This is a genomic window from Haloprofundus sp. MHR1 (assembly GCF_005155585.1).
In the GTDB taxonomy this organism is placed as follows: domain Archaea; phylum Halobacteriota; class Halobacteria; order Halobacteriales; family Haloferacaceae; genus Haloprofundus; species Haloprofundus halophilus.
Genome location: NZ_CP039833.1, coordinates 620489 through 643015 on the forward strand (window position 1 = coordinate 620489; position 22527 = coordinate 643015).

The following is a 22527-nucleotide window of genomic DNA, read 5'->3' on the forward strand; positions in this document are numbered from 1 at the left end:
AATGCCACAACCAAGCAGACCACGAAAAGGCTCGATGGGCTTCGGCCCGCGTACGCGCGCAGCCAAAGAGGTTCCGCGCATCAAGTCGTGGCCCGACGACGAGGGCTCCCCTGCACTGCAGGGCTTCGCCGGTTACAAAGCCGGGATGACCCACGTCGTCATGGTCAACGACACGGCGAACTCGGCCCGCGAGGGGATGGAAGAGTCCGTCCCCGTCACGGTCGTCGAGACGCCGCCAATGCGCGCCGTTGCACTCCGAGCCTACCAGAACACGCCGTACGGACAGAAACCGACGACCGAGGTCTGGGCGACCGACCTCGACGAGGACCTCGACCGCGTCCTCGACCTGCCGTCGGAAGACACGTTCGAGGAGGACGCAGACGACCTCCGCTCGCTGCTCGACGACGGCGAGGTCGATGACCTTCGCGTCATCACCCACACCGTCCCGAGCGGCCTGAAGAACGTCCCGAAGAAGAAACCCGACGTGATGGAGACTCGCGTCGGCGGCGGTTCGCTCGACGAACGCGCCGACTTCGCGCTCGACCTCCTCGAAGCGGGCGGCGAGCACGCGATGGCCGACGTCTTCCGCGCGGGCGAGTACCTCGACGCGGCCGGCGTCACCAAAGGCAAGGGGACGCAGGGTCCCGTCAAGCGCTGGGGCGTCCAGAAGCGCAAGGGCAAGCACGCCCGCCAGGGATGGCGGCGTCGCATCGGTAACCTCGGCCCGTGGAACCCGAGCCGCGTCCGCTCGACGGTTCCCCAGCAGGGGCAGACCGGTTACCACCAGCGCACCGAACTGAACAAACGCCTCGTCGCGATGGGCGACGGCGACGACGCGTCCGTCGACGGCGGCTTCGTCAACTACGGCGAAGTCGACGGCGACTACGCGCTCGTCGAGGGCTCGCTCCCGGGCCCCAACAAGCGCCTCCTGCGCTTCCGCCCGGCCATCCGACCGAACGAACAGCCGCGCCTCGACCCCGAGGTGCGCTACGTCTCCACCGCGTCCAACCAGGGGTGACTAACGAATGGAAGCAACAATCAAGGACCTGAACGGCGACGATGCCGGCACGCTCGAGCTTCCGGAGGTCTTCGAGACGACGTACCGTCCGGACCTCATCAAGCGCGCCGTCCTCGCCGCACAGGCGAACCGAACGCAGGCCTACGGAGCCGACCCCCTCGCCGGGATGCGAACCCCGGCCGAGTCGCTCGGCAGCGGCCGCGGTATGGCGCACGTGCCCCGAGAGAACGGGCGCGCACGTCGTGTCCCGCAGGCCGTCAGCGGTCGCAAAGCGCACCCGCCGAAGGCCGAAAAGGAGCACGGCAAGAAGATCAACAAGAAGGAGCGCCAGTTGGCGGTCCGCTCGGCCATCGCGGCGACGACCGACGCGGAAGTCGTCGCGGAGCGCGGCCACCAGTTCGACGACGGCGTCGAACTCCCGCTCGTCGTCAGCGACGAGTTCGAGGAGCTCGTGAAGACGCAGGAAGTCGTTTCGCTGCTCGAAGCACTCGGCGTCGACGCCGACATCGAGCGCGCCGAGGACCGCAAAGTCCGCGCCGGACAGGGGAAGGCCCGCGGTCGCAAGTACAAGCGACCCAAATCCATCCTCTTCGTCACCAGCGAGGAGCCGTCGAAGGCGGCTCGCAACCTCGCCGGTGCCGACGTGGTCACCGCCGCCGAGGTCAACACCGAGGACCTCGCGCCCGGCACCCACGCCGGTCGCCTGACCGTCTGGACCGAGAGCGCCGTCGAGGAGGTGGCCGACCGATGAGCGTCATCCGCCACCCCCTCGTCACCGAGAAGGCGATGAACGAGATGGACTTCGACAACAAGCTCCAGTTCATCGTCGACCTCGACGCCTCGAAGCCCGTGGTCAAGGAGGAGGTCGAATCGCGCTACGACGTGACCGTCTCGAGTATCAACACGCAGGTCACGCCGAAAGGAACGAAGAAGGCGACCGTGCGTCTGTCCGAGGACGACGACGCACAGGAGATCGCCTCCCGAATCGGGGTGTTCTAGATGGGACGTAGAATCCAAGGCCAACGTCGCGGACGCGGCACGTCCACGTTCCGTGCGCCGTCGCACCGCTACAAGGCCGAACTCACGCACAAGAAGGAATCGAAGGACGGCGACACCATCTCCGGTACCGTCGTCGACATCGAACACGACCCCGCGCGCGCCGCGCCGCTGGCCGACGTCGAGTTCGAAGACGGCGACCGTCGGCTCGTGCTCGCCCCCGAGGGCGTCACGGTCGGCGAGACCATCCAGGTCGGTGTCTCCGCCGAGATCAAGCCCGGCAACACGCTGCCGCTGGCCGAAATCCCCGAGGGGGTTCCGGTCTGCAACGTCGAGCGCCAGCCCGGCGACGGCGGCAAGTTCGCCCGCGCCTCCGGCGTCTCGGCGCAGCTCCTGACCCACGACAAGCGCGTCGCGGCCGTCAAGCTGCCCAGCGGCGAGGTCAAGCGGCTCAACCCGCAGTGCCGCGCCACCATCGGCGTCGTCGCCGGTGGCGGTCGGACGGAGAAGCCGTTCGTCAAGGCGGGGAAGAAGCACCACAAGATGCGCGCCCGCGGTACCAAGTACCCGCGCGTCCGCGGTGTCGCGATGAACGCCGTCGACCACCCGTTCGGTGGCGGCGGTCGTCAGCACCCCGGCAAGCCGAAGTCCGTCTCGCGCAACGCGCCGCCGGGACGGAAGGTCGGAGACATCGCATCGAAACGTACCGGACGAGGTCGTAACAAATGAGCACAGATTACCGCACCGGCCGCGAGGGCGAGTTCACCTACCGCGGCCACACGCTCGACGAGCTGCAGGAGATGGAGCTCGAAGAGGTCGCAGAACTGCTCCCCGCGCGCATGCGGCGAACCATCAACCGTGGTCTGGGCGTCGAGCAGGAGAAACTGCTCGAGAAAGCCCGGAACAAGACCGAAGAGGAGACCGCGAACAACCCGATTCGGACGCACCTGCGCGACATGCCCGTCGTGCCCGCGTTCGTCGGACTGACGTTCGCCGTCTACAACGGCCAGAGCTTCGAGCGCGTCCAGATTCAGCCCGAGATGATCGGCCACTACCTGGGCGAGTTCCAGCTCACCCGCAACTCGGTCGAACACGGGCAGGCCGGCATCGGTGCGACCCGGTCCTCGAAGTTCGTGCCACTCAAGTAACACCATGGGAATCAACTACAGCGTCGAGGCCGACCCCGACACGACGGCGAAAGCCATGCTCCGGGAGCGGCCCATCAGCCTGAAGCACAGCAAGGCCATCGCGCGCGCCATCAAAGGCGAGCGCGTCGACGACGCCGAGTCGTACCTGCAGAACGTCATCGACGAGAAGCAGTCGGTGCCGTTCAAGCAGCACAACTCCGGCGTCGGCCACAAAGGCGACATCGACGGGTGGGACGCGGGTCGCTACCCGAACAAAGCCTCAAAGGACTTCCTGAAGCTGCTCGAGAACGCGCGTAACAACGCCAACGAGCAGGGCTTCGACGGCGAATCGATGGTCATCAAACACGTCGCCCCCCACAAGGTCGACGAGCAGATGGGGCGCAAGCCCCGCGCGTTCGGACGAGCGGACCCGTGGAACACGACGCTCGTCGACGTGGAGCTCATCATCGAGGAGGTCGAAGAATAATGGCAGACGAACACCAGTTCATCGAAGACGGACTCCAGCGCTCGCAGATAGACGAGTTCTTCGCCGAAGAGCTCGGCCGCGCCGGCTACGGCGGCATGGACGTCGCTAAAACGCCGATGGGGACGCAGATAGTCCTGAAAGCCGAGAAGCCCGGCATGGTCATCGGTAAGGGCGGGAAGAACATCCGGAAGGTCACCCGCCAGCTCGAAGAGCGGTTCAACCTCGACGACCCCCAGATCGACGTTCAGGAGGTCGACGAGCCCGACCTGAACGCGCGCATCGTCGCGGACCGCCTCGCCAACGCGCTCGAACGCGGCTGGTACTTCCGTAAGGCCGGCCACACGACCATCGACCGCATCATGGACGCCGGCGCGCTCGGCGCGGAGATCAAGCTCAACGGCAAGGTCACCGGCGCCCGCTCGCGCGACGAGAAGTTCAACCGCGGCTACATCAAGCACAACGGCGAACCCGCCGAGGAAGTCGTCGACACCGGCCAAGGTGTCGCCGTCATGAAGCTCGGCACCATCGGCGTGACGGTGAAGATCATCCCGCCGGGAGCGCAGCTCCCCGACGACTTCTCCGTCGCCGAGGACGTCGAGGTCGAAGCGGTCGAACAGATCGCCGAGACCGAGGGCGTCGAGGACCTCCTCGAAGAGCCCGAAGACGAGAAAGTGCCGGACGTCGGCGAAGATGCCGACGACGTGCCCGCCGAACACGCCGGCGAGGACGACGCGCAGGAGGCCATCGACGAGGAAGTCGTCGAAGAAGTGGTCGAGGAGACCGGCGAGACGGCCGACGCGCAGGAGGAACCGGTCGCCACCGGCGACGTCGACGACGACGAGCACGCGCTCGACGAGGACGAGGAAGCCACCGACGACGTGGAGACGGAGCTCTCCGAACTCGACGAGGAAGTCGAGCAGGAGGCCGCCGACCTCGTCGCCGAGATGGAAGCCGACGAGGAGGAGGGTCAGTAGATGGCCATCTTCTACCCCGACGAGATCCGCGACATGACGCCCGCAGAGCGCGAGGCGGAGATCGAGGAACTCGAGACGGAGCTCCTGAACGCCCGCGCCGTGCAAGCGGCGGGCGGCGCGCCGGAGAACCCCGGCCGAATCGGCGAGATTCGCCGGACCATCGCCCGAATCAAGACCATCCAGAACGAAGAGGGCGACGACGAGTAAGATGGCCCTGACGCCCGAACGCCTCGCGCGACACGAACTCAACGGCCTGCCCGTCCGGGTGGCCGCCGCCGACAACCCCGACCTCGTCGGGATAGCCGGCCGTGTCGTCGTCGAGACGATGCAGACGCTGCACGTCGACTGCGACGTGCCCGCTGCCGCTCGACTGTTCGGCGACGAAGTCGCCGAGCGAGGCGCTCGGGTCGTTCAGGTGCCGAAACGCGGAACGACGTTCGAGTTCGCGCTCGAACGAACGGACGGCGGCCCGACAACCGGGCCGTCGCGCACAAATGAAGCCGCCGGGAACCGTCGAGACAACCTCGACGAGTCGTCGGACACGCGCCGACGACGCCGCAAGGCCCCGGGGTCTGCGTCCAAACGGGAGTCGGAAACTGCCGGTGATTTAGCCGGTCAGTCTGGGTCGACCCGCGAGGGCTCGTCCGACGACGGTTTGTCGGACGACTGCGAGGGCGCAGTCTACGTTACGGTGGATGGTGCAAAGCTGCTCTCACGACCCGCATTGCGCACCGAAAACGTAGGTGAATCTACATGGCGATAGGACTGAACGTACCAGAACCGGAGGAGAGCTGCTCCGACGCGAACTGTCCGTTCCACGGCTCGCTTGCCGTGCGAGGACAGACGCTCGAGGGCACCGTTGCCTCCACAGACATGGACAAAACCGTCATCGTGGAGCGCGAATACGACGTTCGCGTTCCCAAGTACGACCGCTACATGAAGCGGCGTAGTCGCGTTCCCGCCCACGCACCCCCGTGCGTGGAGCTCGAGGAAGGCGATACGGTTCGCATCGCAGAGACACGACCGCTGTCGAAGACGAAATCGCACGTGGTCGTCGAGAAAATCGCGTCGCTGGAAGTCACCGAGGGCCTCGCGGCCCCGGAGACGGTCAGCGACGAGTCGGACGAAGAGGGTGAGGCGTGATGGAGGCGCTGAAAGCCGACGTCACGCAGGGCCTCGAACGGGGCTCGCTCATCGTCTGCGCCGACAACACCGGAGCCCGCGAGCTGAAAGTGATCAGCGTCGCCGGCTACTCCGGAACGAAGAACCGACACCCCAAAGCGGGCGTCGGCGACAAAGTGACCGTCTCGGTCACGAAGGGCACCCCCGAGATGCGTCGACAGGTGCTCGAAGCCGTCATCGTTCGCCAGCGGAAATCCATCCGCCGGCCCGACGGCACGCGCGTCAAGTACGAGGACAACGCCGCCGTCATCATCGACGAGAACGGCGAGCCTCGCGGGACCGAAATCAAGGGTCCCATCGCGCGGGAAGTCGCCGAGCGCTTCGGGAGCATCGCATCCACGGCTACGATGATCGTATAGCATGAGCAAGCAACCACGCAAACAGCGAATCCAGAACCGCGACGCGCCGCTGCACGAGCGACACACGCAGGTCCGCGCGACGCTGTCGAGCGACCTCCGCGAGGAGTACGGTCGACGCAACGTCCGCGTGAACGCGGGCGACACCGTCGAGGTGCTCCGCGGCGACGACGCCGGAACGACCGGCGAAGTCGTCGACGTCGACCTCAAGCGCGAGGTCATCACCGTCGAGGGCGTCGTCGTCGAGAAGGCCGACGGGGAAGAAGTCCCCCGGCCGCTCGACACCTCGAACGTCCGCGTGACGGAACTGGACCTCGAAGACGAGCGCCGTCAAGCGCGTCTGGAGGGTGACGAATGACGAAGCATCAGAAGCGACTCTCGGTCCCGAACTCGTGGCCGGTCGAACGGAAAGAACAGGTCTGGACGGTCAAAGCCGGCGCCGGTCCGCACGGCGAACAGGGTGTCCCCCTGCTCATCCTGCTGCGGGACGTTCTCGGCTACGTCAACACGAAGAAGGAAGCGCGCTACGCGCTCAACGAGGGGACCGTCCTCGTCAACGGCGACAACGTCGCCGACGAGCGTCGTCCCATCGGGATGTTCGACATCCTGGCGTTCACCGCCCGAGACGAGTACTACCGCGTCTTCCCCGACGAGGGTGGTCGCCTCGCGCTGACCGCTATCGACGAGGACGCGGCGTCGAGCCGCCTCGGCAAAATCGTCGGCAAGCGGCAGGTCGCCGGCGGCGCGTTCCAGCTGACGCTGCACGACGGAACGAACGTCAACCTCGAGGACGCCTCGGAGTACAGCAGCGGCGACTCGGTCGTCGTCGACAACGAGTCGAAAGAGATCGTCGCGCACTTCCCGTACGAGGAAGGTGCGCTCGTGACGGCCGTCGCCGGGGGCCACTCCGGCGAAATCGGCGAGATCACGGAGATCACCGTCACGCTCGGCAGCGGCGACAACACCGTCACCGTCGAGCAGGAAGACGGCGAGAGCTTCGAGACGGTCGCCGACTACGTCGTCGTCATCGACGAGAACTTCACCGGCGGCGAGCCGGAAGTCACCACCACCGGAGGTGACGACGAATGAGCGAGTCCGTCCACGAGATGCGCCAAGCGCGCGTCGAGAAGGTCGTCGTCCACATGGGCATCGGCCAGGGTGGCCGCGAACTCGCCAACGCCGAGGACATCATCGAGGCCGTCACCGGCCAACAGAGCGTCCGCACCACCTCGAAGCGTGCCGGACAGGACTTCGGCGTCCGCATCGGTACGCCGGTCGGCGCGAAGGTGACCCTTCGCGGCGAGACGGCCCACGAGTTCCTCGAGACGGCGCTGCCGCTGGCAGACCTCTCGGAGAGCAACTTCGACGACACGGGTAACTTCAGCTTCGGCGTCGAAGAACACACCGAGTTCCCGAGTCAGGAGTACGACCCCGAGATCGGTATCTACGGGCTGGACGTGACGGTCAACCTCGTCCGCCCCGGCTACCGTGTCGCGAAGCGAGACCAGGTGACGCGGAGCATCCCCTCCAGTCACCGCCTGACCCCCGAGGACGCCGTTTCGTTCCTCGAGGAGTCGTTCGACGTAGAGGTTGAACAATGAGCGAGAGTGAATCAGACGTGACGGGCGAACACGCCACGCAGCGCACCGGCCAGCGCCACGAGTGCCGCCGATGCGGTCGCAAACAGGCGCTCGTCGGCAAGTACGACATCAACCTCTGCCGGCAGTGCTTCCGCGAGATCGCCCGCGAGATGGGATTCAAGAAGTATCGATAACAATGGCTGACAACGACCCACTCAGCAGCGCGCTCTCCGGCGTGGACAACGCCGAGAGCGTCGGGCATCTGTCCCACGAGGTACAACCCGCCTCGAACATCATCGGCTCCGTTCTCGAGGTCTTCTACGACCGCGGGTACATCGACGGCTTCGAGTTCGTCGACGACGGCAGAGCCGGTCGGTTCGAGGTCGAACTGAAAGGCGCTATCAACCACTGTGGCGCAGTCAAGCCCCGCTACTCGGCGGGCGCTGGCGAATTCGAGAAATGGGAGAAGCGATTCCTCCCCGCCCGTGACTACGGGGCGCTCATCGTCACGACGAGCCACGGCGTCATGAGCCACTACGAGGCCCGCGAACAGGGCATCGGTGGACAAGTAATCGCATACGTCTACTAATATGAGTCGAGTCGAAATCGAAATTCCAGACGACGCCTCCGCCGAGGTAGACCACCTCGACCTCACCGTCGAGGGACCGAACGGGTCCGTCACGCGACGACTCTGGTACCCGAACGTCTCCGTCAGCGTCGACGACGACCGCGTGGTCGTCGAGAGCGACGCCGAGAACGCGAAGACGAACGCGACCATCGGAACGTTCGAGAGCCACATCCGAAACATGCTCCACGGCGTCACCGACGGTTGGGAGTACCGGATGGAGGTCTACTACGCTCACTTCCCGATGCAGGTCAGCGTCGAGGGTGACGAAGTGGTCATCGAGAACTTCCTCGGTGAGAAGGCACCGCGCCGCGCGCAGATCCGCGGCGACACCGACGTACAGATCGACGGCGAGGAGGTCATCCTGACCGGCTCCGACAAGGAAGCCGTCGGGCAGACCGCCGCGTCCATCGAACAGCTGACGCGCGTCACCGACAAGGACACCCGCGTGTTCCAAGACGGCGTCTACATCACCGAGAAGCCACAGGCAGGTGGTGCATAAATGGCCGACGACGAACCGGAGACGCTCGAAGAGATCAGCGGCGTCGGGCCGAGCAAGGCCGAGGCGCTGCAGGAAGCCGGCTACGAGTCCATCGAGGACGTGAAGGCGGCGAGCCAGTCGGAGCTCGCCGACGTCGAAGGCATCGGCAACGCGCTGGCGGCCCGCATCAAAGCGGACGTCGGCGGACTCGAAGTCTCCGAGGAGACCGAGGCCGAAGTCGAAGACGAGGGCGAACCCGAAGCCGACGAGGCCGACGAGGACGTCGAGACGGAGCTCCGTCCGCGCGGCCACGCCGACAAGACGCCGAGCCTCGACGACGAGACGGCGCGCGCGCTCGGGCAGAAGCACCGCGAGGGCATGCCCGCGTTCCGCCGCCAGAAGTACCACGCGAAGAAGCGAGTCCCCGAGTCGTGGCGCAAGCCGCGCGGCGGACTCTCCAAGCAGCGACGCGGCATCAAGGGCAAAGGCTCGATGGTGGAAGCGGGCTACCGCACGCCGAAGGCCGCCCGCGGTCTGCACCCGAGCGGCTTCGAGGAGGTCTACGTCCACAACGTCGGCGACCTCGAAGACGTCGACGGCGACACGCAGGCCGTCCGCATCGCCAGCAAAGTCGGCGCTCGCAAGCGCGAGCGCATCGAGGACGTCTGTGAGGACCGCGAGATTCGCGTCCTCAACCCGACCTACGTCGAAGTGGAGGTCGACCAATGACGGATCTGAGCGCACAGCGACGCATGGCCGCCGACGTCCTCGACGTCGGCAAGAGCCGCGTCTGGTTCGACCCGGACGAACAGGCCGAGATCGCCGAAGCCATCACGCGCGAGGACATCCGCGACCTCGTCGACAGTGGCACCATCCGCGCGAAGGACGCCAAGTCCAACTCGCGCGGACGCGCCCGCGAGCGGCAGGCCAAACGAGAGTACGGCCACCGCAGCGGCCCCGGCACCCGCAAAGGGAAAGCCGGTGCGCGGCGAGACTCGAAAGACGAGTGGATGAGCCGGATTCGCGCCCAGCGAGCCCGACTCAAGGAGCTGCGCGACGACGGTCCGCTGAACCGAACCCAGTACCGCGAGCTGTACAACAAGGCCAGCGGTGGGGAGTTCGACAGCGTCGACCGCCTCGAAGCGTACGCACGGAACAACTACGAAATCGAACTGGAGGACCAATAGATGGCGACAGGACCACGATACAAGGTACCGATGCGACGCCGTCGCGAGGTCCGGACCGACTACCATCAGCGGTTGCGCCTGTTGAAATCCGGCAAGCCGCGGCTCGTAGCCCGCGTCAGCAACAAGCACGTCAGGGCGCAGCTGGTAACCCCCGGACCCGACGGCGACAACACACACGCCGCCGCTTCCTCCGAGGAACTCGCCGAGTACGGCTGGGAAGCCCCCACGGGCAACCTCCCGAGCGCGTACTTGACGGGCTACCTCGTCGGCAAGCGAGCGGTCGAAGCCGGCCTCGAAGAGGCCGTCCTCGACATCGGCCTGAACACGGCGACGCCCGGCAACAAGGTGTTCGCCGTTCAGGAAGGAGCGATAGACGCTGGCCTCGAAATCCCGCACAACGACAGCGTGCTGGCCGACTGGTCGCGTAACCGCGGCGAGCACATCGCCGAGTACGCGGAACAGCTCGACGAGCCGCTGTACGGCGGGGAGTTCGACGCCACGAAACTACCCGAGCACTTCGACGACGTGCTCGAACAACTACAGGACGACGAATGAGCAGAAACAACAACGGCTGGGAGCCGCGAACGCGCCTCGGCCGAATGGTCCAGAACGACGACGTCACGTCGATGGAGCAGGCGCTCGACACGGGCCTGCCGCTGAAAGAGCCCGAGATCGTCGACCAGCTCCTCCCCGGACTGGACGACGACGTGCTCGACATCAACATGGTCCAGCGGATGACCGACTCCGGCCGCCGGGTGAAGTTCCGGTGCGTCGTCGCCGTCGGCAACCGCGACGGGTTCCTCGGCTACGCCGAGGCCCGCGACGACCAGGTCGGCTCGGCGATCCAGAAGGCCATCGACGTCGCAAAGCTGAACATCATCAAGGTCGACCGAGGCTCCGGTTCGTGGGAGGACCGCGCGGGCGGTACCCACTCTCTGACCCGGAAAGCCGAGGGCAAAGCCGGGTCGGTGACCGTCGAGGTCATCCCCGCGCCGATGGGTCTCGGCCTCGCGGCCGCGCCCACCGTCCGCAGCATCCTCGAACTCGCGGGCGTGCAGGACGCGTGGACGAAGTCCGACGGCAACACGCGGACGACGGTCAACCTCGCGAAGGCGACGTACAACGCGCTTCGGAACGCCTCGCAGTCCCGGACGCCGCGGCACGCCCGCGAAGTCCAGCAAGAGGTGAGCGAGTGATGCGCGCAGTCGTTCAGATTCGCGGTGACGTCAACATGAGCGAAGCGGTGCACGACACCCTGAAGATGCTCAACATCCACGGCGTCAACCACTGCGCGTTCGTCCCTGAGACGGACACTTACGAGGGCATGGTGACGAAAGTCAACGAGTACGTCGCACACGGCGAACCGAGCGCCGACGTCGTCGAGACGCTGCTGCGCAAGCGCGCGGAGCCGCTCGAAGGCGACGCGACGGTCGACGACGACTACGTCGCCGACAACACCGACTACGACGACCTCGGCGCGCTCGCGGAGGCGCTCGTCGACGAGGAGACGACGCTGCGCGAGCAGGGTCTCTCCCCGTCGCTTCGGCTCCACCCGCCGCGCGGCGGGCACAAGGGTCTCAAGCACCCGACCACCGAAGGCGGCCAGCTCGGCAAACACGAGGCCGAGGACATCGACGAACTCCTGGAGGCGATGCGATAATGACATCCAAGAAACGTCGACAGCGCGGTTCCCGAACCCACGGCGGCGGCACGCACAAGAACCGGCGCGGCGCCGGTCACCGCGGCGGCCGCGGCCGCGCGGGACGCGCGAAACACGAGTTCCACAACTACGAACCGCTCGGCAAACACGGCTTCACCCGTCCCGACGACACGCAACTCGACGTCGTCGAGGTTCGACTCCAGAAGCTCGACGAGGACGCGGCGCTCTACGCCGCGGAGGACCTCGCCGAGGAGGAGGGTGACGGCTACCGTCTCGACGCCCGAGACGTCGTCGACGCGCGAAGCGACACGGACGTCGTGAAAGTGCTCGGCGGCGGGCAGGTCCGCAACGAACTGCACATCGTCGCCGACGCATTCACGTCAACGGCCGTCGAGGACCTCGAGGAGAACGGCGGCAGCGCCGTCCTCTCCGAGTACGGTGAGCATCTCGTCGCCGAGGCCGAAGCGGCCGAGGAAGACGAAGACGCCGAAGACGACGAGTAACTCCGTCGTCCACGCGCGATTTCTCGCGTTATCGCTCTCGCGAGCGACTGCGCCGTCGACGACGTCGCGCCGAGAGTAACAATCAAACCCCTGGCACGCCGACCTGCTGCCGTGACCGAGACGACCGAGGAGTCGACCCGACAGAGTCGCTCGGAGACGGACTCCGAGGAGACGCCGCGCGGGCGACCCTGTCCGTTCTGCGGCGCGTCGATGCAGCACCGCCACTGCAAGTACGTCTGTCCGACCCACGGCGTCGTTTACGACTGCAGCGACACGTTCTGGTAGCCAGGTCCCGTCGGTGCCGCGGCGGCGGCCAACCGAGCGACGAGAGGAGGAGCGCCGACTGGTTTCCAACTTGTATCGGTACTAACGATTATGAGCCTGCACTCCCTAGAGATGGTAGCTCATGCGCTGTTGTGACCCGAGTAGACGATGGACAGGGCAACCGCGGGAAGCGAGCCCATGGTGAGAGACGAGCAAGTCGCCCGGAGCAAAGCAATACAACAGCGAACTGGAAAGACGTTCCACTTCGCCACGCGACTCCTGCCCCAGCGAGTTCGCCACGCGACGTACGTCCTGTACGCGTTCTTCCGGCTGGCCGACGAAGTCGTCGACGACGCCGGCGACGCGAGCCCCGAAGAACAGCGCGCGGAACTCGAACGGCTCCGCGCCGCGGCGCTCGGGGAGGCGGAGACCGACAACCCGGTGCTGTCGGCGTTCTCGGAGATGCGCGAGGAGTACGGCATCGACGACGCGGACGTGAACACGTTCGTCGACGCGATGGCGACCGACATCGCCAAGAGCCGCTACGAGACGTACGCCGAACTGGAGGCGTACATGGACGGCTCCGCGGCTGCGGTCGGTCGGATGATGACCGCCGTCATGGACCCCGAAGAGAAGGAGCGGGCGCTCCCGCACGCGACGAAGCTCGGCGAGGCGTTCCAGATGTCGAACTTCCTGCGCGACGTGCGCGAGGACATCGACGAGCGCGACCGCATCTACCTCCCGCAGACGACGCTCGACGAGCACGGCGTGACGGAGGCGCAGCTCCGGCGCTACGAGCTCACCGAGGGCTTCACCACCGCCATGGAGTCGGAGCTCCACCGAACGGAGACGCTCTACCGCGAGGGCGTCGCCGGCATCAAGTACCTCCCCGAGGACTGCCAGTTCTCGGTGCTGTTGGCCGCCGTGCTGTACGCCGACCACCACCGCCTCATCCGCGACCGGAACTACGACGTGCTCTCGGCGACGCCGCAGTTGAGTCGACTCCGAAAACTGAGCCTGTTCGCCCGCACCCGCTACCACTGGATGTGGACGAAAGACCCCGAGACGGTGTTCTGGCGCGTCAGCTCGGTGTCGAAACGCGGGTCGCCGACGGCGGGGGCGGGACGCCACGACGGGCTTCCGGCGCGCTGAGTGGACCGCACTCCTCTCCTCTGCTTCCAGTTCGAACTCACCGAAGCCACGACGGCCGCAGCAGCCCCGCGTCGAACCGCTCGGTTCGCAGCAGACCGACTCCGAACAGCACCGCGACCAGCGCGGGGACGTAGTTGCCGAAGACGACGTTGACGCTCCCCCAGAGGATGACGAAGCTCACGAGGTCGTCGAGCATGAACTCGCAGCGCGAGAGTCGCGCGAGCAACGCCCGGCGGTCGAACGCCCAGTCGAGCGTGACGACGGCGACGGTGGCGCTGACGACCCACCCCGCGTAGTTCGACAGCGGGACGCCGTAGAAGCCGCCGCCGGGCGGGACGTCCGGGTACACCCAGAAGCCGAGCGCGACGGCACCGGGGTCGAGTACCACGTCCATCGCCAGCACGGTCACGATGACCGAAAAGAGGCGGACGACCGGGTTGTCCGCGCGGTCGCCGAGCAACAGCAGACAGAGCAGATACGAGTTCATCACCAGCGGGAGAAAGAAGATAGGGAGCCCCAGCGGAATCCCCTCGACTGTCGGCCCGAGGTCGACGCCGTAGTAGAACTCGCCGTAGGGCCACCCCGTCTCGACGCCGGTGTACTCGATGGCGTAGGCGTACAGCGCGAGCGCCGAGACGCCGACGACGGCCCGACGGTCGAACAGCGGGAGCGTGCCGACGACGAGCGGCGAGCGCATCACGAACGTCCCGAGGAGGATGAGGAGGGCGTTGAACGCCAAGGGCGGCGGGAGCAGTTCGAGTCGACTGGCGACGAGCAGCACGCCGCCGACGACCGGGAACACCACGGAGATTGTGAAGCGGTTCTCGCGGACCAGACGGTCGAGACGGGCCTCCATCTCCGTGCGGTTCGAGGGAACGTACTCGGAGACCGTCGACATCGAATCAGCCACGCAGCAACCTCCAGAGTGCGCCCATCGTGAGCACCATCCCGACACCCGTGTTCAGCGCCGGGTACCACCAGTACGCCCGCGAGACGTCCACGTCGGACAGATAGATGGCGAAGACGACGACCGGATACGCCAGGAGCAACAGACCGATGCGGACGTCGACCAGACCGAACGCGAGCGCCGCCGCGAGCCAACACCCCGCGCAGTACGCGTAGGTCCGCGTCTCGCCGAGCACGGTCGCAGTCGTCCGAATGCCCGCCTCGCGGTCGGGTTCGATGTCGGGGATCGCCGAGAACGTGTGCATCCCCATCGTCCAGAGCCAGCCGCCGAGGACTGCCGCGAGCGGCGGCTGTTCGCCCGCGACGGCGGCGTAGGCGGCGACGCCCGGTAGGACGTACAGCCCGTTCGAGACGGAGTCTAAGAGCGGCTTGGTCTTGAACCGAAGCGGCGGCGCGCTGTACTCCACGGCGAGAAGGAAGTGCGCCGCCAGCCAGACCCACGCCACTCGCGGGGTCACGGCGAACAGCGCCAGCCCCGCGAGTCCGGAGGCGACGACGACGGCCACGACGACGGGGTCGCCGCCGAATCTGACCTCCCTGTCCTCCTTCTTCGGGTTCTCGGCGTCGATTTCGGCGTCGAACACGTCGTTGACGCCGTACAGGAACACGTTCGCCGGGACGAGGAAGTAGCCGAACAGCGCCAGCGCGAGGGGGGCGAACAGGTCCGAAACCGACTCGGCGGCGAAGGCGACGCCGACGACGACGGGGCCCGCGAGGTAGAACCAGAAGCGCGGGCGCGAGAGCTTCAGCAGGTAGCCGAGGCGACCCATCAGTCGTCCGTTCGACTCGCCTGCTCTCGGCGTGTCGTCTCGTCGTCGGCACCGCCGGACTCGGTCACGCTCCCGTCGGCCCGGACCGTCTCGTCCTCGACCGGCGGCCGCGGCTCCTCGCGCCCCGAGTGCTTCGCCATCGACTCGGCGGTGAGTCGGCCGCTGATGAGACACATCGGCACCCCGATGCCGGGCGTCGTGTACGACCCCGTGAAGTACAGTCCCGACACCTCCTTCGAGCGGTGCGGCGGGCGGAGCAGGGCGGTCTGGCGGAGCGTGTGTGCCATCCCGAGCGCCGTCCCCTGCTGGCTGTTGTAGCGCTCCGCGAAGTCGTCGACGCAGAACGACTTCTCGAAGACGATTCGGTCGCGCAGGTCGACGCCGGTGTTCTCGGCGACGTCGTCGAGAACGAGTTCGCGGAACGACTCGCGGAGTTCGGGGGTGTCCTCCAGTCCGGCGGCGATGGGAACGAGGACGAACAGGTTGCTGTGGCCCTCGGGGGCGACCGAGTCGTCGGTCTTCGAGGGGACACAGAGGTAGTACGCCGGGTCGTCGGGCCACGAGTGGTCGCCGAAGATGGTGTCGAAGTGCGGTTCCCAGTCCGTGGGGAGGACGAGCGTGTGGTGGGCCAGTTCCTCGACGTCGCCCTCGACGCCGAGATAGAGGAGGTACGCCGACGGGGCGTAGGTTCGGGAGTCCCAGTAGTCGGCGTCGTACTGTCGCTTCTCCGGCGGGAGGAGTTCCTGTTCGGTGTGCGCGTAGTCGGCGTCGGAGACGACGAGGTCCGAGAGATACTCCTCGCCCGACTCGGTGCGGACGACGAACCCGCCCTCGCGTCCTCGGATTTCGGTGACGGCGTCGCCGGTGTGGAAGGTGACGCCGAGTTCCTCGCCGAGGTCGACCATCGCGTCGACGACGGCACCCAAGCCGCCGTCGGGGTAGTAGACGCCGAGTTCGAAGTCGACGTGGCTCATGAGGTTGTACAGCGCCGGCGTGTTCGACGGCGCGCCGCCGAGAAACACCAGCGTGTACTGCATTATCTGCTGGAGCTTCGGGTTGTCGAAGTACTCCTCGACGTGGCCCTGCATCGACCCGACGAGCGAGAGCCCCCACGCGTGCCGGAGCACGTCGGTGTCGACGTAGTCGCGGAGGCGGGGACGGTCTTTGTAGACGAAGTGCTCCATCCCGATGCGGTAGTTGCGCTCGGACTTCTCGAGGTAGCGTGCGAGCGTCTCACCCGCGCCCTCCTCGTAGGAGTCGAACAGCAGTTTGTTCGTCTCCATGTCGGGGACGAGGTCCACGCGGTCGCCGTCTTTGAAGAAAATCCGATAGTGAGGGTCGAGCCGTTCGAGGTCGTAGTACTCGGTGGGTCGCTTCCCGAAGTAGCCGAAGAAGTCCTCGAACACGTCGGGCATCAGATACCACGACGGCCCCATGTCGAAGCGGAACCCCTCGGCCTCCAGACGGCTGGCGCGCCCGCCGAGCTGCTCGTTTTTCTCCAACACAGTGACGTCGGCTCCGGCGTCGGCGAGGTAGCAGGCCGTCGAGAGACCGCCGAAGCCGCTGCCGACGACGACGACGGATTGGCCCGACAGCGCCGACAGCGCCTCGCGGACGCCCTCGCGGTCGCCGTCGAGACCGGACCCGAACCGTCGCCCGACGTCCGCGGCCGGGGTGTCCGCCTCGACGTCGCCGACGGCGTCGCCGGTGCCGTCGCCGTTCGTTGGAAAGGTCATGACACGCACTAGGGGCGTTCGGAGCATAAAACGACTGACTGTGTCACTGTCTCGCAGTCTGTCGTCGTCGACCGCTCTCGACGGCGGGCTACCGTCGAACTACGGCTCCGCGTCTTCGGGGTCGACTGTCGTCCCGTCGACGGCGGCTTCGACGGCTTCGACGACGGCCGTCACTGCTTCGTCCGGCGAGAGCGCGAGAAAGATACCCTCTTGGTCGAAGTAGATGCGGAGAAACTTCAGGTAGTCCATCGCCGTCGTGACGTAGTTCACGCGGTCGGCGACGGGGAACAGCTCCTCGGTGAGGAGGTCTATCTCCGCGAAGTCGATACCGGCGTAGCTGTGTATCTGGTCGAAGTGAGCGACCATCTGCTCGCGGTCACGGTAGAACGTCTGTGTAGCGTCTTCGACGTGGAGCAGTTCGTACACGTCCGGCGTGTAGACGGCGAACGAGTAGAGCGGCCCGTCGACGGCTTCCCGGGCCGCCCCGAGCGCAGCGTCCGCGTCGAACGTCACGACATCGGAACCGTGTGTCATACTCCCACAGAGACAGCCACCGACAAAAGTCTGTACGCTTCCGCTCGGGCGAGGAGACGCACCTTTAGGTCGGATTCGCCCTAACCGAGGGTATGGACGATACGACGGTCGTCGTCACGGGTGCGAGTCGGGGAATCGGTCGCAGCGTCGCCGCAGCGTTCGCCGCGGAGGGCGCACGCGTCGTCGCCTGCGCCCGCGACGACGAGGCGCTGGACGAACTCGCGGCAGCGGTCGACGAGAGCGGCGGCGCGATACTCACCCAGCGAGCCGACGTGCGCGACGAGTTCGACGTGGAGCGTCTGATGGAGCGCGCGGCGCGGGAGGGTCGGCCGATAGACGTCCTCGTCGCGTGCGCGGGCGTCAGCCACGGAACGCCCGGCGAGATGCCGACCGCCGAGGAGTCGTACGCGCGCTTCGACGACACGATGCGGACGAACGTCCGCGGCGTGTTCGCGGCGGTCAAAGAGGCAGTCCCACACATGGCCGACGACGCCCGTGTGCTGGTCCCGTCCGGGTCAGTCGCCCGCGAGGCGAAAGCCGGGATGGGTTCGTACGCCGTCTCGAAAGCCGCCGCCGAGGCGTTGGCGCGCGGATTCGCCGCCGACCTCTCACAGACCGTCGGCGTCGTCGACCCCGGCCTCGTCGCCACCGACCTCACCGACGGACGGGGCCGCGACCCCGACGACGCGGCGTCGATGTTCGTCTGGGCGGCGACGGAAGCGGATGCGAGCGAACTCGACGGGGAGATTCTCGACCTCCGGACGTGGAAGGAGGCGACGAGGTAGACCCGATTCACACCGAAGGCGGCTGGAAGCGGTCCGTCGTGGAGGAATCTGTCCGCGGACCGACGACCATATTAATCCGAGCCGTCCAGTTCACAACGTGCAACGACGCTCGGCGATAGGCATCGGTTCGGTCGCGCTGCTGGTCGCTCTCTCGGCCGTCGCGCTCCAACGCGGAGCGAGAGACCTCCTCGTCATCTCGTGGGTGGCGTTTCTGGCGATGGCCGTCGCGGGGTGGTTCGGCGCGCGGCGGACCGACGAGCGAGCGGACGTTCTCGTCTGGGGCTACGGCCTCGCCAGCGGCGCGATGATAACCAGCGCGGCGGTGTTCCTGCTCCCGCAGGCCATCGGCGTCAGCGGCGAGGTTCCCCAGTACGGCGGCTTCGGCGTCGCACTCGGACTGTTGGTCGGCTTCGGTTCGCACACAGTCGGCCACCGCCTCGCCCATCTCGACTTCCCGTTGGACCGAACCGCGACGGAGCTATCGGCGCACGCGCTCTCGGCGGGCGCTATCATCGGCATCGTCTACGGCAACATGGAGGTCGGCCTGACGCTCGGACTGGCCATCGTCTCGCACAAGGGGCCGGCGGGGTACGCCGCCGCGACGCGACTGCGCCGCGCCGGTCGGGAGTGGTCGGTGCTGCTGCTGCCCGCGGCGGGCGTCGGTCTCGCGGCCATCCTGTCGAGCGTCGTCGTCCTCCCGGCGACGGCCGCGGTCCGGGGTGTCGTCTTCGGGTTCGCTGCGGGCGTCTTCCTCCACGTGGCGATGGATTTCCTGCCCCGCTGCGAACTCGGCAGCGAGATTCACGAGACGCTCAGCGTCGAGGGCGACGCCCACGCGCTGCTCGACCGACTCCGGCTGCACGCCGTCGTCAGTACGAGTCTCGGCGGCCTCGTCGTCTTCGCCGCGTGGGTCGCGCTGTGAACCGAATCAGAGGTTGAGGCCGATGGGCCACTCGCAGGAGGGGCAGGTGAACGCCACCGAGATTTTCTCGGGGTCGCGCCCCTCGAAGAACGTCGGTTCGTACGTCGAGAGCGTCGCGTAGTGCCCGCACTCGGGACACTCCTCGGTGAGTTCCGAGAGGATGTCGTCTCGAATCAGTTCGACTGCGGCGTCTCTCTCCGTTCTGGGGACGGCGATAGCGCACTCGTGCTGTCGCTTCGTCTTCGGGTCCATCGCCCCCGTCGTCGGGTCCATGGTGGTTTGGGTCGGCGGCCCACTCATAGGCCTTCTGAACCGTCTCGTGTCGGCGACGTAACCGGAGACGCGTCGGAGTCGACGCCGTCAGTCCAATCGCCGCAGTTGCAGCGAGATGCCGCCGACGCAGAGCAGGAGCACGACGAGGTTGAACGCCGCGCGGAAGAAGATGCGGTAGTCGGGGGCGACCCAGCGGTCGATGACGCCGCCGACTGCGGTGTACAGTTGGACCGCGGTGACGAGCGCGAACAGCACCAACACGGCCAGTGCGGCGTAGTTGATGAGCGTCCGCACGTCTCGACCCGACCGGTCGCGGTCGTCGCTCGGATTCGTCTTGCTGTTCGTCGTTCCGCCGTCGGTTCGTGCTGTCGCGCTGGTGTCTGTGTTCATCGCTGTAGTCGTCGGTTCGTCGTTCGCGTTCATTCCGAGCGCCTCCGGGCGAAAAGCGCCGTCGAGAGCAGGGCGACGACGGCGACGACGACGCCGAACCCGGGCGTGTCGGACTGCGTGGTTCCCCTGTTCACGCCGCCGTCTTCGGCGGCGGGCGGCTCCTCGTCGTCGGACTCGAAGTCCTCCACCTCGAACTCGACTTCCTGTTCGGTGACGTCCGCGCTGATGCGCTCGGTCGGGTCGAGATTCGCCACGCTCTGTGCGGAGTCGACGTGGACGTCGTCGCGCCAGAGGATGGCGTCGACGTAGTAGTTGTACTCTGCGGGCACCGTCACGGAGGCGTCGGCGGTCGAGGTTCGCCCGGCGCGGATCTCGTCGACGGGGACCGTGACCCGGTCGGCGACGACGTTCGACTCGGCCTGCCGGACGACGAACGTCACTTCGAGGTCGCCGGTCGGCGCGTCGCCGCCGTTCGTCAGCGCCGCCGAGAGGTCCAGTGTCACCTGGTCGCCGTCGGCGGAACCGACCGAGACGGAGACGGGTTGCAGCCCCGTCGACTCGGCGAACTCGACGTTCGACCGCGCGTAGGCGGGGGTGAGCGCTTCGAGGCCGCTGACGCGCCGACTGGCGGTGTCGACGCGTTCGCCGTCGCGGAAGACGACGGTCTCTATCTCGTAACCGCCCTCGCGGGCGACGGTGAGATTCGCGCGAACGGGCGTCTCGCGGTCGCCCGTCAGTTCGCCGACGTCGACGGTGCGACTCGTCTCGACGAGGTTCGACTCGCTGTCGATGGCGCGGAACAGTACGGTCACGTTGTCGGTGGGGTTGCCTCGGTGTTCGAGTCTGGTTTCGACGGCCAGCGTGGCCGTCTCACCCGTCACAGCGCCGGGCGTGATGGGGACCTCCTCGACCTGGACGGGGCCGGGACGGAGCGGCCCGTCGTCGGTCGGGTCGGCGAGGGCACCGGGGACCACCGCGGCGGCGACGAGCGACACCACGGCCACGACGGCGGCCGCGGCGACGAACGTCGTTTCACGGTTCATGTCACGGCGGTTACGTGCCGAAGTTAAATGTTTTGTGTAGTTCCGGCGTGAAAAGAGAAGAAGGCACGAACCCGGGTGGCGTCTCGGGCGGGCGACCGCTCGACTTCGGTTTCGGACGCTGCTCGGTTGGGATACTGGACTCGTCTCTCGGCCCCGCCTCCGGCGCTACTGCTCGGCCTCGGCTTCGAACACTTTCTCGGCGAGCGTCGGGACGAACGTCCCGATGTCGGTCACCATGCCGATGGCCTGCGACGACCCGCGGTCGAGCAACTGGGTGACCGTCGCGGGGTTGATGTCGACGCAGACGGTTTTCGTCGTCGAGGGGAGGCAGTTACCGACGGCGACCGAGTGAAGCAGCGTCGAGAGCATCAACACGAGGTCGGCCTCGTGGGCCTGCTCGCGGATGGCGTTCTGCGCCTCGACGGCGTCGGTGATGGTGTCCGGCAGCGGGCCGTCGTCGCGGATGGAGCCCGCGAGCACGTAGCTCACGTCGTTCCGGACGCACTCGTACATCACGCCCTCCTGGATGAGTCCGGCGTCGACGGCCTCGGGGATACCGCCCGCGCGGATGACCTCGCTGATGGTGTAGATGTGGTGTTTGTGCCCTTTTCGGGGGTGCTCCATCGTCTCCATGTCCATGCCGAGGGAGGTGCCGTAGAGGCCGCGTTCGATGTCGTGGGTGGCGAAGCCGTTGCCCGCCGAGAGCCCGTCGACGAACCCCTCGCGGACGAGGTCCGCGAGCGCGTCGCCCGCGCCCGAGTGGATGAGCGCCGGCCCGGCGACGACGAGCACGTTGCCGCCGTCGCGCTTCGTCTCGACGAGCGCCTCGGCGACTTCGCGGATGAGCGACTCGGAGGGGCGCTCCGAGGAGACGCCGCCCTGCATGAAGCCGAACGGCCCGGAGGCGTCGCGGGGGCGCTCCGGCGGCTTGACCCTGATTCCCGACTCGCCGACGACGACGAGGTCGTCCTCCCGAATCGCGTTCAGCACTTTCGTCCGGGCGCTGCGTTCGCCGTCCGCACCCTCCTCTATCACGACGGCGCAGTCCATCTCGATGTCGTCGACGGGAATCCACTCGTCGCGGTAGAACACCTCGGTCGGGTGGTTCGTCGTCGAGTAGAAGCCGGCGGGGACGACCCGGTCGTCGGGGGCGGGTTCGACCGAGGCCGGGCGCGGGTCGGCGGGGTTCGCGCCGTTCTGGTGGAGTTCGTGGACGATGGTCTGCAGGTCGCCTTCGGTGTCGGCGGAGACGCGCATCCGGCAGTAGGTGGTGGCGTCTTTGTGGCGGCCGACCTCGAACTCCTCGACCTCGAACGAGCCGCCGAGGTCCATCACGATGCCGAAACACTGGCCCATCATCCCCGAGTCGATGATGTGGCCCTCCAGTTCCACGGTGCGGGAGACGGTCATAGCGGAGAGACGCGGGAGACCGAAAAGAGAGTTGCGTCGCGGGGGAAGCTTGCGACGCGAGCGGTGAGCCGGGTCGTCGGTCGTCCGCTCTCGCCGTCAGTTGGCG

At 67.0% G+C, this 22527-nt stretch carries 34 protein-coding genes and 1 pseudogene; 27 read left to right on the forward strand and 8 right to left on the reverse strand.

The window, feature by feature from the left end; all coding sequences use genetic code 11:
- Position 1 precedes the first annotated feature (1 nt).
- The 25 genes from FCF25_RS03020 to FCF25_RS03135 all read left to right on the forward strand — a co-directional run bounded on the left by FCF25_RS03020 (position 2) and on the right by FCF25_RS03135 (position 13592).
- Positions 2 to 1018: a 50S ribosomal protein L3 gene (locus FCF25_RS03020; RefSeq protein ID WP_117594694.1), complete on the forward strand. Its 1017-nt coding sequence runs from the start codon at positions 2 to 4 to the stop codon at positions 1016 to 1018.
- A gap of 7 nt (positions 1019 to 1025) precedes the next feature.
- Positions 1026 to 1769, forward strand: coding sequence for a 50S ribosomal protein L4 (gene rpl4p / locus FCF25_RS03025; RefSeq protein ID WP_117594695.1), 744 nt, complete (start codon positions 1026 to 1028; stop codon positions 1767 to 1769).
- Positions 1766 to 2017 (forward strand): 50S ribosomal protein L23, encoded by a 252-nt coding sequence (locus tag FCF25_RS03030; RefSeq protein WP_117594696.1) that lies wholly within the window; start codon positions 1766 to 1768, stop codon positions 2015 to 2017. Before rpl4p ends, FCF25_RS03030 begins: the two co-directional genes overlap by 4 nt.
- Positions 2018 to 2743: a 50S ribosomal protein L2 gene (locus tag FCF25_RS03035; RefSeq protein ID WP_117594697.1), complete on the forward strand. Its 726-nt coding sequence runs from the start codon at positions 2018 to 2020 to the stop codon at positions 2741 to 2743.
- Positions 2740 to 3162: a 30S ribosomal protein S19 gene (locus tag FCF25_RS03040; RefSeq protein ID WP_117594698.1), complete on the forward strand. Its 423-nt coding sequence runs from the start codon at positions 2740 to 2742 to the stop codon at positions 3160 to 3162. The genes FCF25_RS03035 and FCF25_RS03040 overlap by 4 nt, the downstream gene beginning before the upstream one ends.
- A 4-nt stretch (positions 3163 to 3166) precedes the next feature.
- The gene (locus tag FCF25_RS03045) at positions 3167 to 3628 is read left to right on the forward strand and encodes a 50S ribosomal protein L22 (protein WP_137047290.1); all 462 of its coding nucleotides are present in this window, start codon (positions 3167 to 3169) and stop codon (positions 3626 to 3628) included.
- A complete protein-coding gene (locus tag FCF25_RS03050; protein WP_137047291.1) occupies positions 3628 to 4602 on the forward strand; it encodes a 30S ribosomal protein S3 in 975 nt (324 codons plus the stop codon). The genes FCF25_RS03045 and FCF25_RS03050 overlap by 1 nt, the downstream gene beginning before the upstream one ends.
- Positions 4603 to 4809 (forward strand): 50S ribosomal protein L29, encoded by a 207-nt coding sequence (rpmC, locus tag FCF25_RS03055; RefSeq protein ID WP_117594701.1) that lies wholly within the window; start codon positions 4603 to 4605, stop codon positions 4807 to 4809.
- 1 nt (position 4810) lies between these two features.
- Positions 4811 to 5365 (forward strand): ribonuclease P protein subunit, encoded by a 555-nt coding sequence (locus FCF25_RS03060; RefSeq protein ID WP_137047292.1) that lies wholly within the window; start codon positions 4811 to 4813, stop codon positions 5363 to 5365.
- Positions 5356 to 5745, forward strand: coding sequence for a 30S ribosomal protein S17 (locus FCF25_RS03065; protein ID WP_137047293.1), 390 nt, complete (start codon positions 5356 to 5358; stop codon positions 5743 to 5745). The genes FCF25_RS03060 and FCF25_RS03065 overlap by 10 nt, the downstream gene beginning before the upstream one ends.
- Complete coding sequence (locus FCF25_RS03070; RefSeq protein ID WP_117594704.1) at positions 5745 to 6143, forward strand: 50S ribosomal protein L14; 399 nt, start codon at positions 5745 to 5747, stop codon at positions 6141 to 6143. The genes FCF25_RS03065 and FCF25_RS03070 overlap by 1 nt, the downstream gene beginning before the upstream one ends.
- A 1-nt stretch (position 6144) precedes the next feature.
- Entirely contained in the window at positions 6145 to 6498 is a 354-nt protein-coding gene (gene rplX, locus FCF25_RS03075; RefSeq protein ID WP_117594705.1) for a 50S ribosomal protein L24, read from the forward strand.
- On the forward strand, positions 6495 to 7229 hold the full coding sequence (locus FCF25_RS03080) for a 30S ribosomal protein S4e (protein ID WP_137047294.1): 735 nt from the start codon (positions 6495 to 6497) through the stop codon (positions 7227 to 7229). Before rplX ends, FCF25_RS03080 begins: the two co-directional genes overlap by 4 nt.
- Positions 7226 to 7741 carry a 50S ribosomal protein L5 gene (locus FCF25_RS03085; RefSeq protein ID WP_117594707.1) on the forward strand — a complete coding sequence of 172 codons (516 nt, stop codon included), beginning with the start codon at positions 7226 to 7228 and terminating at the stop codon, positions 7739 to 7741. Before FCF25_RS03080 ends, FCF25_RS03085 begins: the two co-directional genes overlap by 4 nt.
- Positions 7738 to 7914 (forward strand): 30S ribosomal protein S14, encoded by a 177-nt coding sequence (locus tag FCF25_RS03090; protein WP_117594708.1) that lies wholly within the window; start codon positions 7738 to 7740, stop codon positions 7912 to 7914. Before FCF25_RS03085 ends, FCF25_RS03090 begins: the two co-directional genes overlap by 4 nt.
- A 2-nt stretch (positions 7915 to 7916) precedes the next feature.
- Entirely contained in the window at positions 7917 to 8309 is a 393-nt protein-coding gene (locus FCF25_RS03095; protein WP_117594709.1) for a 30S ribosomal protein S8, read from the forward strand.
- A gap of 1 nt (position 8310) precedes the next feature.
- Positions 8311 to 8847 carry a 50S ribosomal protein L6 gene (locus tag FCF25_RS03100; RefSeq protein WP_117594710.1) on the forward strand — a complete coding sequence of 179 codons (537 nt, stop codon included), beginning with the start codon at positions 8311 to 8313 and terminating at the stop codon, positions 8845 to 8847.
- Positions 8848 to 9555 (forward strand): 50S ribosomal protein L32e, encoded by a 708-nt coding sequence (locus tag FCF25_RS03105; protein ID WP_117594711.1) that lies wholly within the window; start codon positions 8848 to 8850, stop codon positions 9553 to 9555.
- Complete coding sequence (locus tag FCF25_RS03110) at positions 9552 to 10013, forward strand: 50S ribosomal protein L19e (RefSeq protein ID WP_117594712.1); 462 nt, start codon at positions 9552 to 9554, stop codon at positions 10011 to 10013. Before FCF25_RS03105 ends, FCF25_RS03110 begins: the two co-directional genes overlap by 4 nt.
- The gene (locus tag FCF25_RS03115) at positions 10014 to 10568 is read left to right on the forward strand and encodes a 50S ribosomal protein L18 (protein ID WP_117594713.1); all 555 of its coding nucleotides are present in this window, start codon (positions 10014 to 10016) and stop codon (positions 10566 to 10568) included.
- Positions 10565 to 11209 (forward strand): 30S ribosomal protein S5, encoded by a 645-nt coding sequence (locus tag FCF25_RS03120; protein ID WP_117594714.1) that lies wholly within the window; start codon positions 10565 to 10567, stop codon positions 11207 to 11209. Before FCF25_RS03115 ends, FCF25_RS03120 begins: the two co-directional genes overlap by 4 nt.
- Positions 11209 to 11673, forward strand: coding sequence for a 50S ribosomal protein L30 (locus FCF25_RS03125; RefSeq protein WP_117594715.1), 465 nt, complete (start codon positions 11209 to 11211; stop codon positions 11671 to 11673). The genes FCF25_RS03120 and FCF25_RS03125 overlap by 1 nt, the downstream gene beginning before the upstream one ends.
- Positions 11673 to 12176 (forward strand): uL15m family ribosomal protein, encoded by a 504-nt coding sequence (locus FCF25_RS03130; RefSeq protein WP_137047295.1) that lies wholly within the window; start codon positions 11673 to 11675, stop codon positions 12174 to 12176. Before FCF25_RS03125 ends, FCF25_RS03130 begins: the two co-directional genes overlap by 1 nt.
- A gap of 111 nt (positions 12177 to 12287) precedes the next feature.
- The gene (locus FCF25_RS15485; protein ID WP_168191196.1) at positions 12288 to 12461 is read left to right on the forward strand and encodes an HVO_2523 family zinc finger protein; all 174 of its coding nucleotides are present in this window, start codon (positions 12288 to 12290) and stop codon (positions 12459 to 12461) included.
- A 177-nt stretch (positions 12462 to 12638) separates the two neighbouring features.
- A complete protein-coding gene (locus tag FCF25_RS03135; RefSeq protein WP_137049345.1) occupies positions 12639 to 13592 on the forward strand; it encodes a phytoene/squalene synthase family protein in 954 nt (317 codons plus the stop codon).
- A gap of 37 nt (positions 13593 to 13629) precedes the next feature.
- Here the strand turns inward: FCF25_RS03135 and cruF are convergent, their stop codons facing one another.
- From cruF to FCF25_RS03155, 4 genes and pseudogenes are all read right to left on the reverse strand, one after another.
- Positions 13630 to 14490: a bisanhydrobacterioruberin hydratase gene (cruF, locus tag FCF25_RS03140; RefSeq protein ID WP_137049346.1), complete on the reverse strand. Its 861-nt coding sequence runs from the start codon at positions 14488 to 14490 to the stop codon at positions 13630 to 13632.
- Positions 14491 to 14494: 4 nt separating this feature from the next.
- On the reverse strand, positions 14495 to 15328 hold the full coding sequence (locus FCF25_RS03145; protein WP_137047296.1) for a prenyltransferase: 834 nt from the start codon (positions 15326 to 15328) through the stop codon (positions 14495 to 14497).
- Between the two features lie 131 nt (positions 15329 to 15459).
- A pseudogene (locus tag FCF25_RS03150) lies at positions 15460 to 17064 on the reverse strand (phytoene desaturase family protein); the annotation flags it as partial.
- 99 nt (positions 17065 to 17163) lie between these two features.
- The gene (locus FCF25_RS03155) at positions 17164 to 17598 is read right to left on the reverse strand and encodes a hypothetical protein (RefSeq protein WP_117594721.1); all 435 of its coding nucleotides are present in this window, start codon (positions 17596 to 17598) and stop codon (positions 17164 to 17166) included.
- 92 nt (positions 17599 to 17690) lie between these two features.
- Between FCF25_RS03155 and FCF25_RS03160 the strand changes: the two genes are divergently transcribed.
- Both FCF25_RS03160 and FCF25_RS03165 read left to right on the forward strand, forming a co-directional pair.
- A complete protein-coding gene (locus tag FCF25_RS03160; protein ID WP_137047298.1) occupies positions 17691 to 18383 on the forward strand; it encodes an SDR family NAD(P)-dependent oxidoreductase in 693 nt (230 codons plus the stop codon).
- A 97-nt stretch (positions 18384 to 18480) separates the two neighbouring features.
- Positions 18481 to 19305, forward strand: a complete 825-nt coding sequence (locus tag FCF25_RS03165) for a ZIP family metal transporter (RefSeq protein WP_137047299.1) — start codon at positions 18481 to 18483, stop codon at positions 19303 to 19305.
- A 6-nt stretch (positions 19306 to 19311) separates the two neighbouring features.
- Here the strand turns inward: FCF25_RS03165 and FCF25_RS03170 are convergent, their stop codons facing one another.
- The 4 genes from FCF25_RS03170 to FCF25_RS03185 all read right to left on the reverse strand — a co-directional run bounded on the left by FCF25_RS03170 (position 19312) and on the right by FCF25_RS03185 (position 22421).
- Positions 19312 to 19578, reverse strand: a complete 267-nt coding sequence (locus FCF25_RS03170) for a hypothetical protein (RefSeq protein WP_117594724.1) — start codon at positions 19576 to 19578, stop codon at positions 19312 to 19314.
- A gap of 87 nt (positions 19579 to 19665) precedes the next feature.
- Positions 19666 to 19968, reverse strand: coding sequence for a hypothetical protein (locus FCF25_RS03175; RefSeq protein WP_137047300.1), 303 nt, complete (start codon positions 19966 to 19968; stop codon positions 19666 to 19668).
- A 29-nt stretch (positions 19969 to 19997) separates the two neighbouring features.
- Positions 19998 to 21011 (reverse strand): PGF-CTERM sorting domain-containing protein, encoded by a 1014-nt coding sequence (locus FCF25_RS03180; protein WP_137047301.1) that lies wholly within the window; start codon positions 21009 to 21011, stop codon positions 19998 to 20000.
- A gap of 165 nt (positions 21012 to 21176) precedes the next feature.
- A complete protein-coding gene (locus FCF25_RS03185) occupies positions 21177 to 22421 on the reverse strand; it encodes a TIGR00300 family protein (protein ID WP_137047302.1) in 1245 nt (414 codons plus the stop codon).
- Positions 22422 to 22527: the final 106 nt, after the last annotated feature.

What these genes read in the sequence shown, in the direction of transcription:
- rpmC (WP_117594701.1), top strand. Translation starts at nt 4,603, where the DNA reads ATGGCCATCTTCTACCCCGACGAGATCCGCGACATGACGCCCGCAGAG.
- FCF25_RS03180 (WP_137047301.1), bottom strand. Translation starts at nt 21,011, where the DNA reads ATGAACCGTGAAACGACGTTCGTCGCCGCGGCCGCCGTCGTGGCCGTG.
- FCF25_RS03065 (WP_137047293.1), top strand. Translation starts at nt 5,356, where the DNA reads ATGGCGATAGGACTGAACGTACCAGAACCGGAGGAGAGCTGCTCCGAC.
- rpl4p (WP_117594695.1), top strand. Translation starts at nt 1,026, where the DNA reads ATGGAAGCAACAATCAAGGACCTGAACGGCGACGATGCCGGCACGCTC.
- FCF25_RS03030 (WP_117594696.1), top strand. Translation starts at nt 1,766, where the DNA reads ATGAGCGTCATCCGCCACCCCCTCGTCACCGAGAAGGCGATGAACGAG.
- cruF (WP_137049346.1), bottom strand. Translation starts at nt 14,490, where the DNA reads ATGTCGACGGTCTCCGAGTACGTTCCCTCGAACCGCACGGAGATGGAG.
- FCF25_RS03070 (WP_117594704.1), top strand. Translation starts at nt 5,745, where the DNA reads ATGGAGGCGCTGAAAGCCGACGTCACGCAGGGCCTCGAACGGGGCTCG.
- FCF25_RS03105 (WP_117594711.1), top strand. Translation starts at nt 8,848, where the DNA reads ATGGCCGACGACGAACCGGAGACGCTCGAAGAGATCAGCGGCGTCGGG.
- FCF25_RS03090 (WP_117594708.1), top strand. Translation starts at nt 7,738, where the DNA reads ATGAGCGAGAGTGAATCAGACGTGACGGGCGAACACGCCACGCAGCGC.
- rplX (WP_117594705.1), top strand. Translation starts at nt 6,145, where the DNA reads ATGAGCAAGCAACCACGCAAACAGCGAATCCAGAACCGCGACGCGCCG.
- FCF25_RS03115 (WP_117594713.1), top strand. Translation starts at nt 10,014, where the DNA reads ATGGCGACAGGACCACGATACAAGGTACCGATGCGACGCCGTCGCGAG.
- FCF25_RS03035 (WP_117594697.1), top strand. Translation starts at nt 2,018, where the DNA reads ATGGGACGTAGAATCCAAGGCCAACGTCGCGGACGCGGCACGTCCACG.
- FCF25_RS03045 (WP_137047290.1), top strand. Translation starts at nt 3,167, where the DNA reads ATGGGAATCAACTACAGCGTCGAGGCCGACCCCGACACGACGGCGAAA.
- FCF25_RS03130 (WP_137047295.1), top strand. Translation starts at nt 11,673, where the DNA reads ATGACATCCAAGAAACGTCGACAGCGCGGTTCCCGAACCCACGGCGGC.
- FCF25_RS03170 (WP_117594724.1), bottom strand. Translation starts at nt 19,578, where the DNA reads ATGGACCCGACGACGGGGGCGATGGACCCGAAGACGAAGCGACAGCAC.
- FCF25_RS03120 (WP_117594714.1), top strand. Translation starts at nt 10,565, where the DNA reads ATGAGCAGAAACAACAACGGCTGGGAGCCGCGAACGCGCCTCGGCCGA.
- FCF25_RS03080 (WP_137047294.1), top strand. Translation starts at nt 6,495, where the DNA reads ATGACGAAGCATCAGAAGCGACTCTCGGTCCCGAACTCGTGGCCGGTC.
- FCF25_RS03095 (WP_117594709.1), top strand. Translation starts at nt 7,917, where the DNA reads ATGGCTGACAACGACCCACTCAGCAGCGCGCTCTCCGGCGTGGACAAC.
- FCF25_RS03050 (WP_137047291.1), top strand. Translation starts at nt 3,628, where the DNA reads ATGGCAGACGAACACCAGTTCATCGAAGACGGACTCCAGCGCTCGCAG.
- FCF25_RS03100 (WP_117594710.1), top strand. Translation starts at nt 8,311, where the DNA reads ATGAGTCGAGTCGAAATCGAAATTCCAGACGACGCCTCCGCCGAGGTA.
- FCF25_RS03085 (WP_117594707.1), top strand. Translation starts at nt 7,226, where the DNA reads ATGAGCGAGTCCGTCCACGAGATGCGCCAAGCGCGCGTCGAGAAGGTC.
- FCF25_RS03020 (WP_117594694.1), top strand. Translation starts at nt 2, where the DNA reads ATGCCACAACCAAGCAGACCACGAAAAGGCTCGATGGGCTTCGGCCCG.
- FCF25_RS03185 (WP_137047302.1), bottom strand. Translation starts at nt 22,421, where the DNA reads ATGACCGTCTCCCGCACCGTGGAACTGGAGGGCCACATCATCGACTCG.
- FCF25_RS03110 (WP_117594712.1), top strand. Translation starts at nt 9,552, where the DNA reads ATGACGGATCTGAGCGCACAGCGACGCATGGCCGCCGACGTCCTCGAC.
- FCF25_RS03125 (WP_117594715.1), top strand. Translation starts at nt 11,209, where the DNA reads ATGCGCGCAGTCGTTCAGATTCGCGGTGACGTCAACATGAGCGAAGCG.
- FCF25_RS03155 (WP_117594721.1), bottom strand. Translation starts at nt 17,598, where the DNA reads ATGACACACGGTTCCGATGTCGTGACGTTCGACGCGGACGCTGCGCTC.
- FCF25_RS03175 (WP_137047300.1), bottom strand. Translation starts at nt 19,968, where the DNA reads ATGAACACAGACACCAGCGCGACAGCACGAACCGACGGCGGAACGACG.
- FCF25_RS03160 (WP_137047298.1), top strand. Translation starts at nt 17,691, where the DNA reads ATGGACGATACGACGGTCGTCGTCACGGGTGCGAGTCGGGGAATCGGT.
- FCF25_RS03145 (WP_137047296.1), bottom strand. Translation starts at nt 15,328, where the DNA reads ATGGGTCGCCTCGGCTACCTGCTGAAGCTCTCGCGCCCGCGCTTCTGG.
- FCF25_RS03040 (WP_117594698.1), top strand. Translation starts at nt 2,740, where the DNA reads ATGAGCACAGATTACCGCACCGGCCGCGAGGGCGAGTTCACCTACCGC.
- FCF25_RS03135 (WP_137049345.1), top strand. Translation starts at nt 12,639, where the DNA reads ATGGTGAGAGACGAGCAAGTCGCCCGGAGCAAAGCAATACAACAGCGA.
- FCF25_RS03060 (WP_137047292.1), top strand. Translation starts at nt 4,811, where the DNA reads ATGGCCCTGACGCCCGAACGCCTCGCGCGACACGAACTCAACGGCCTG.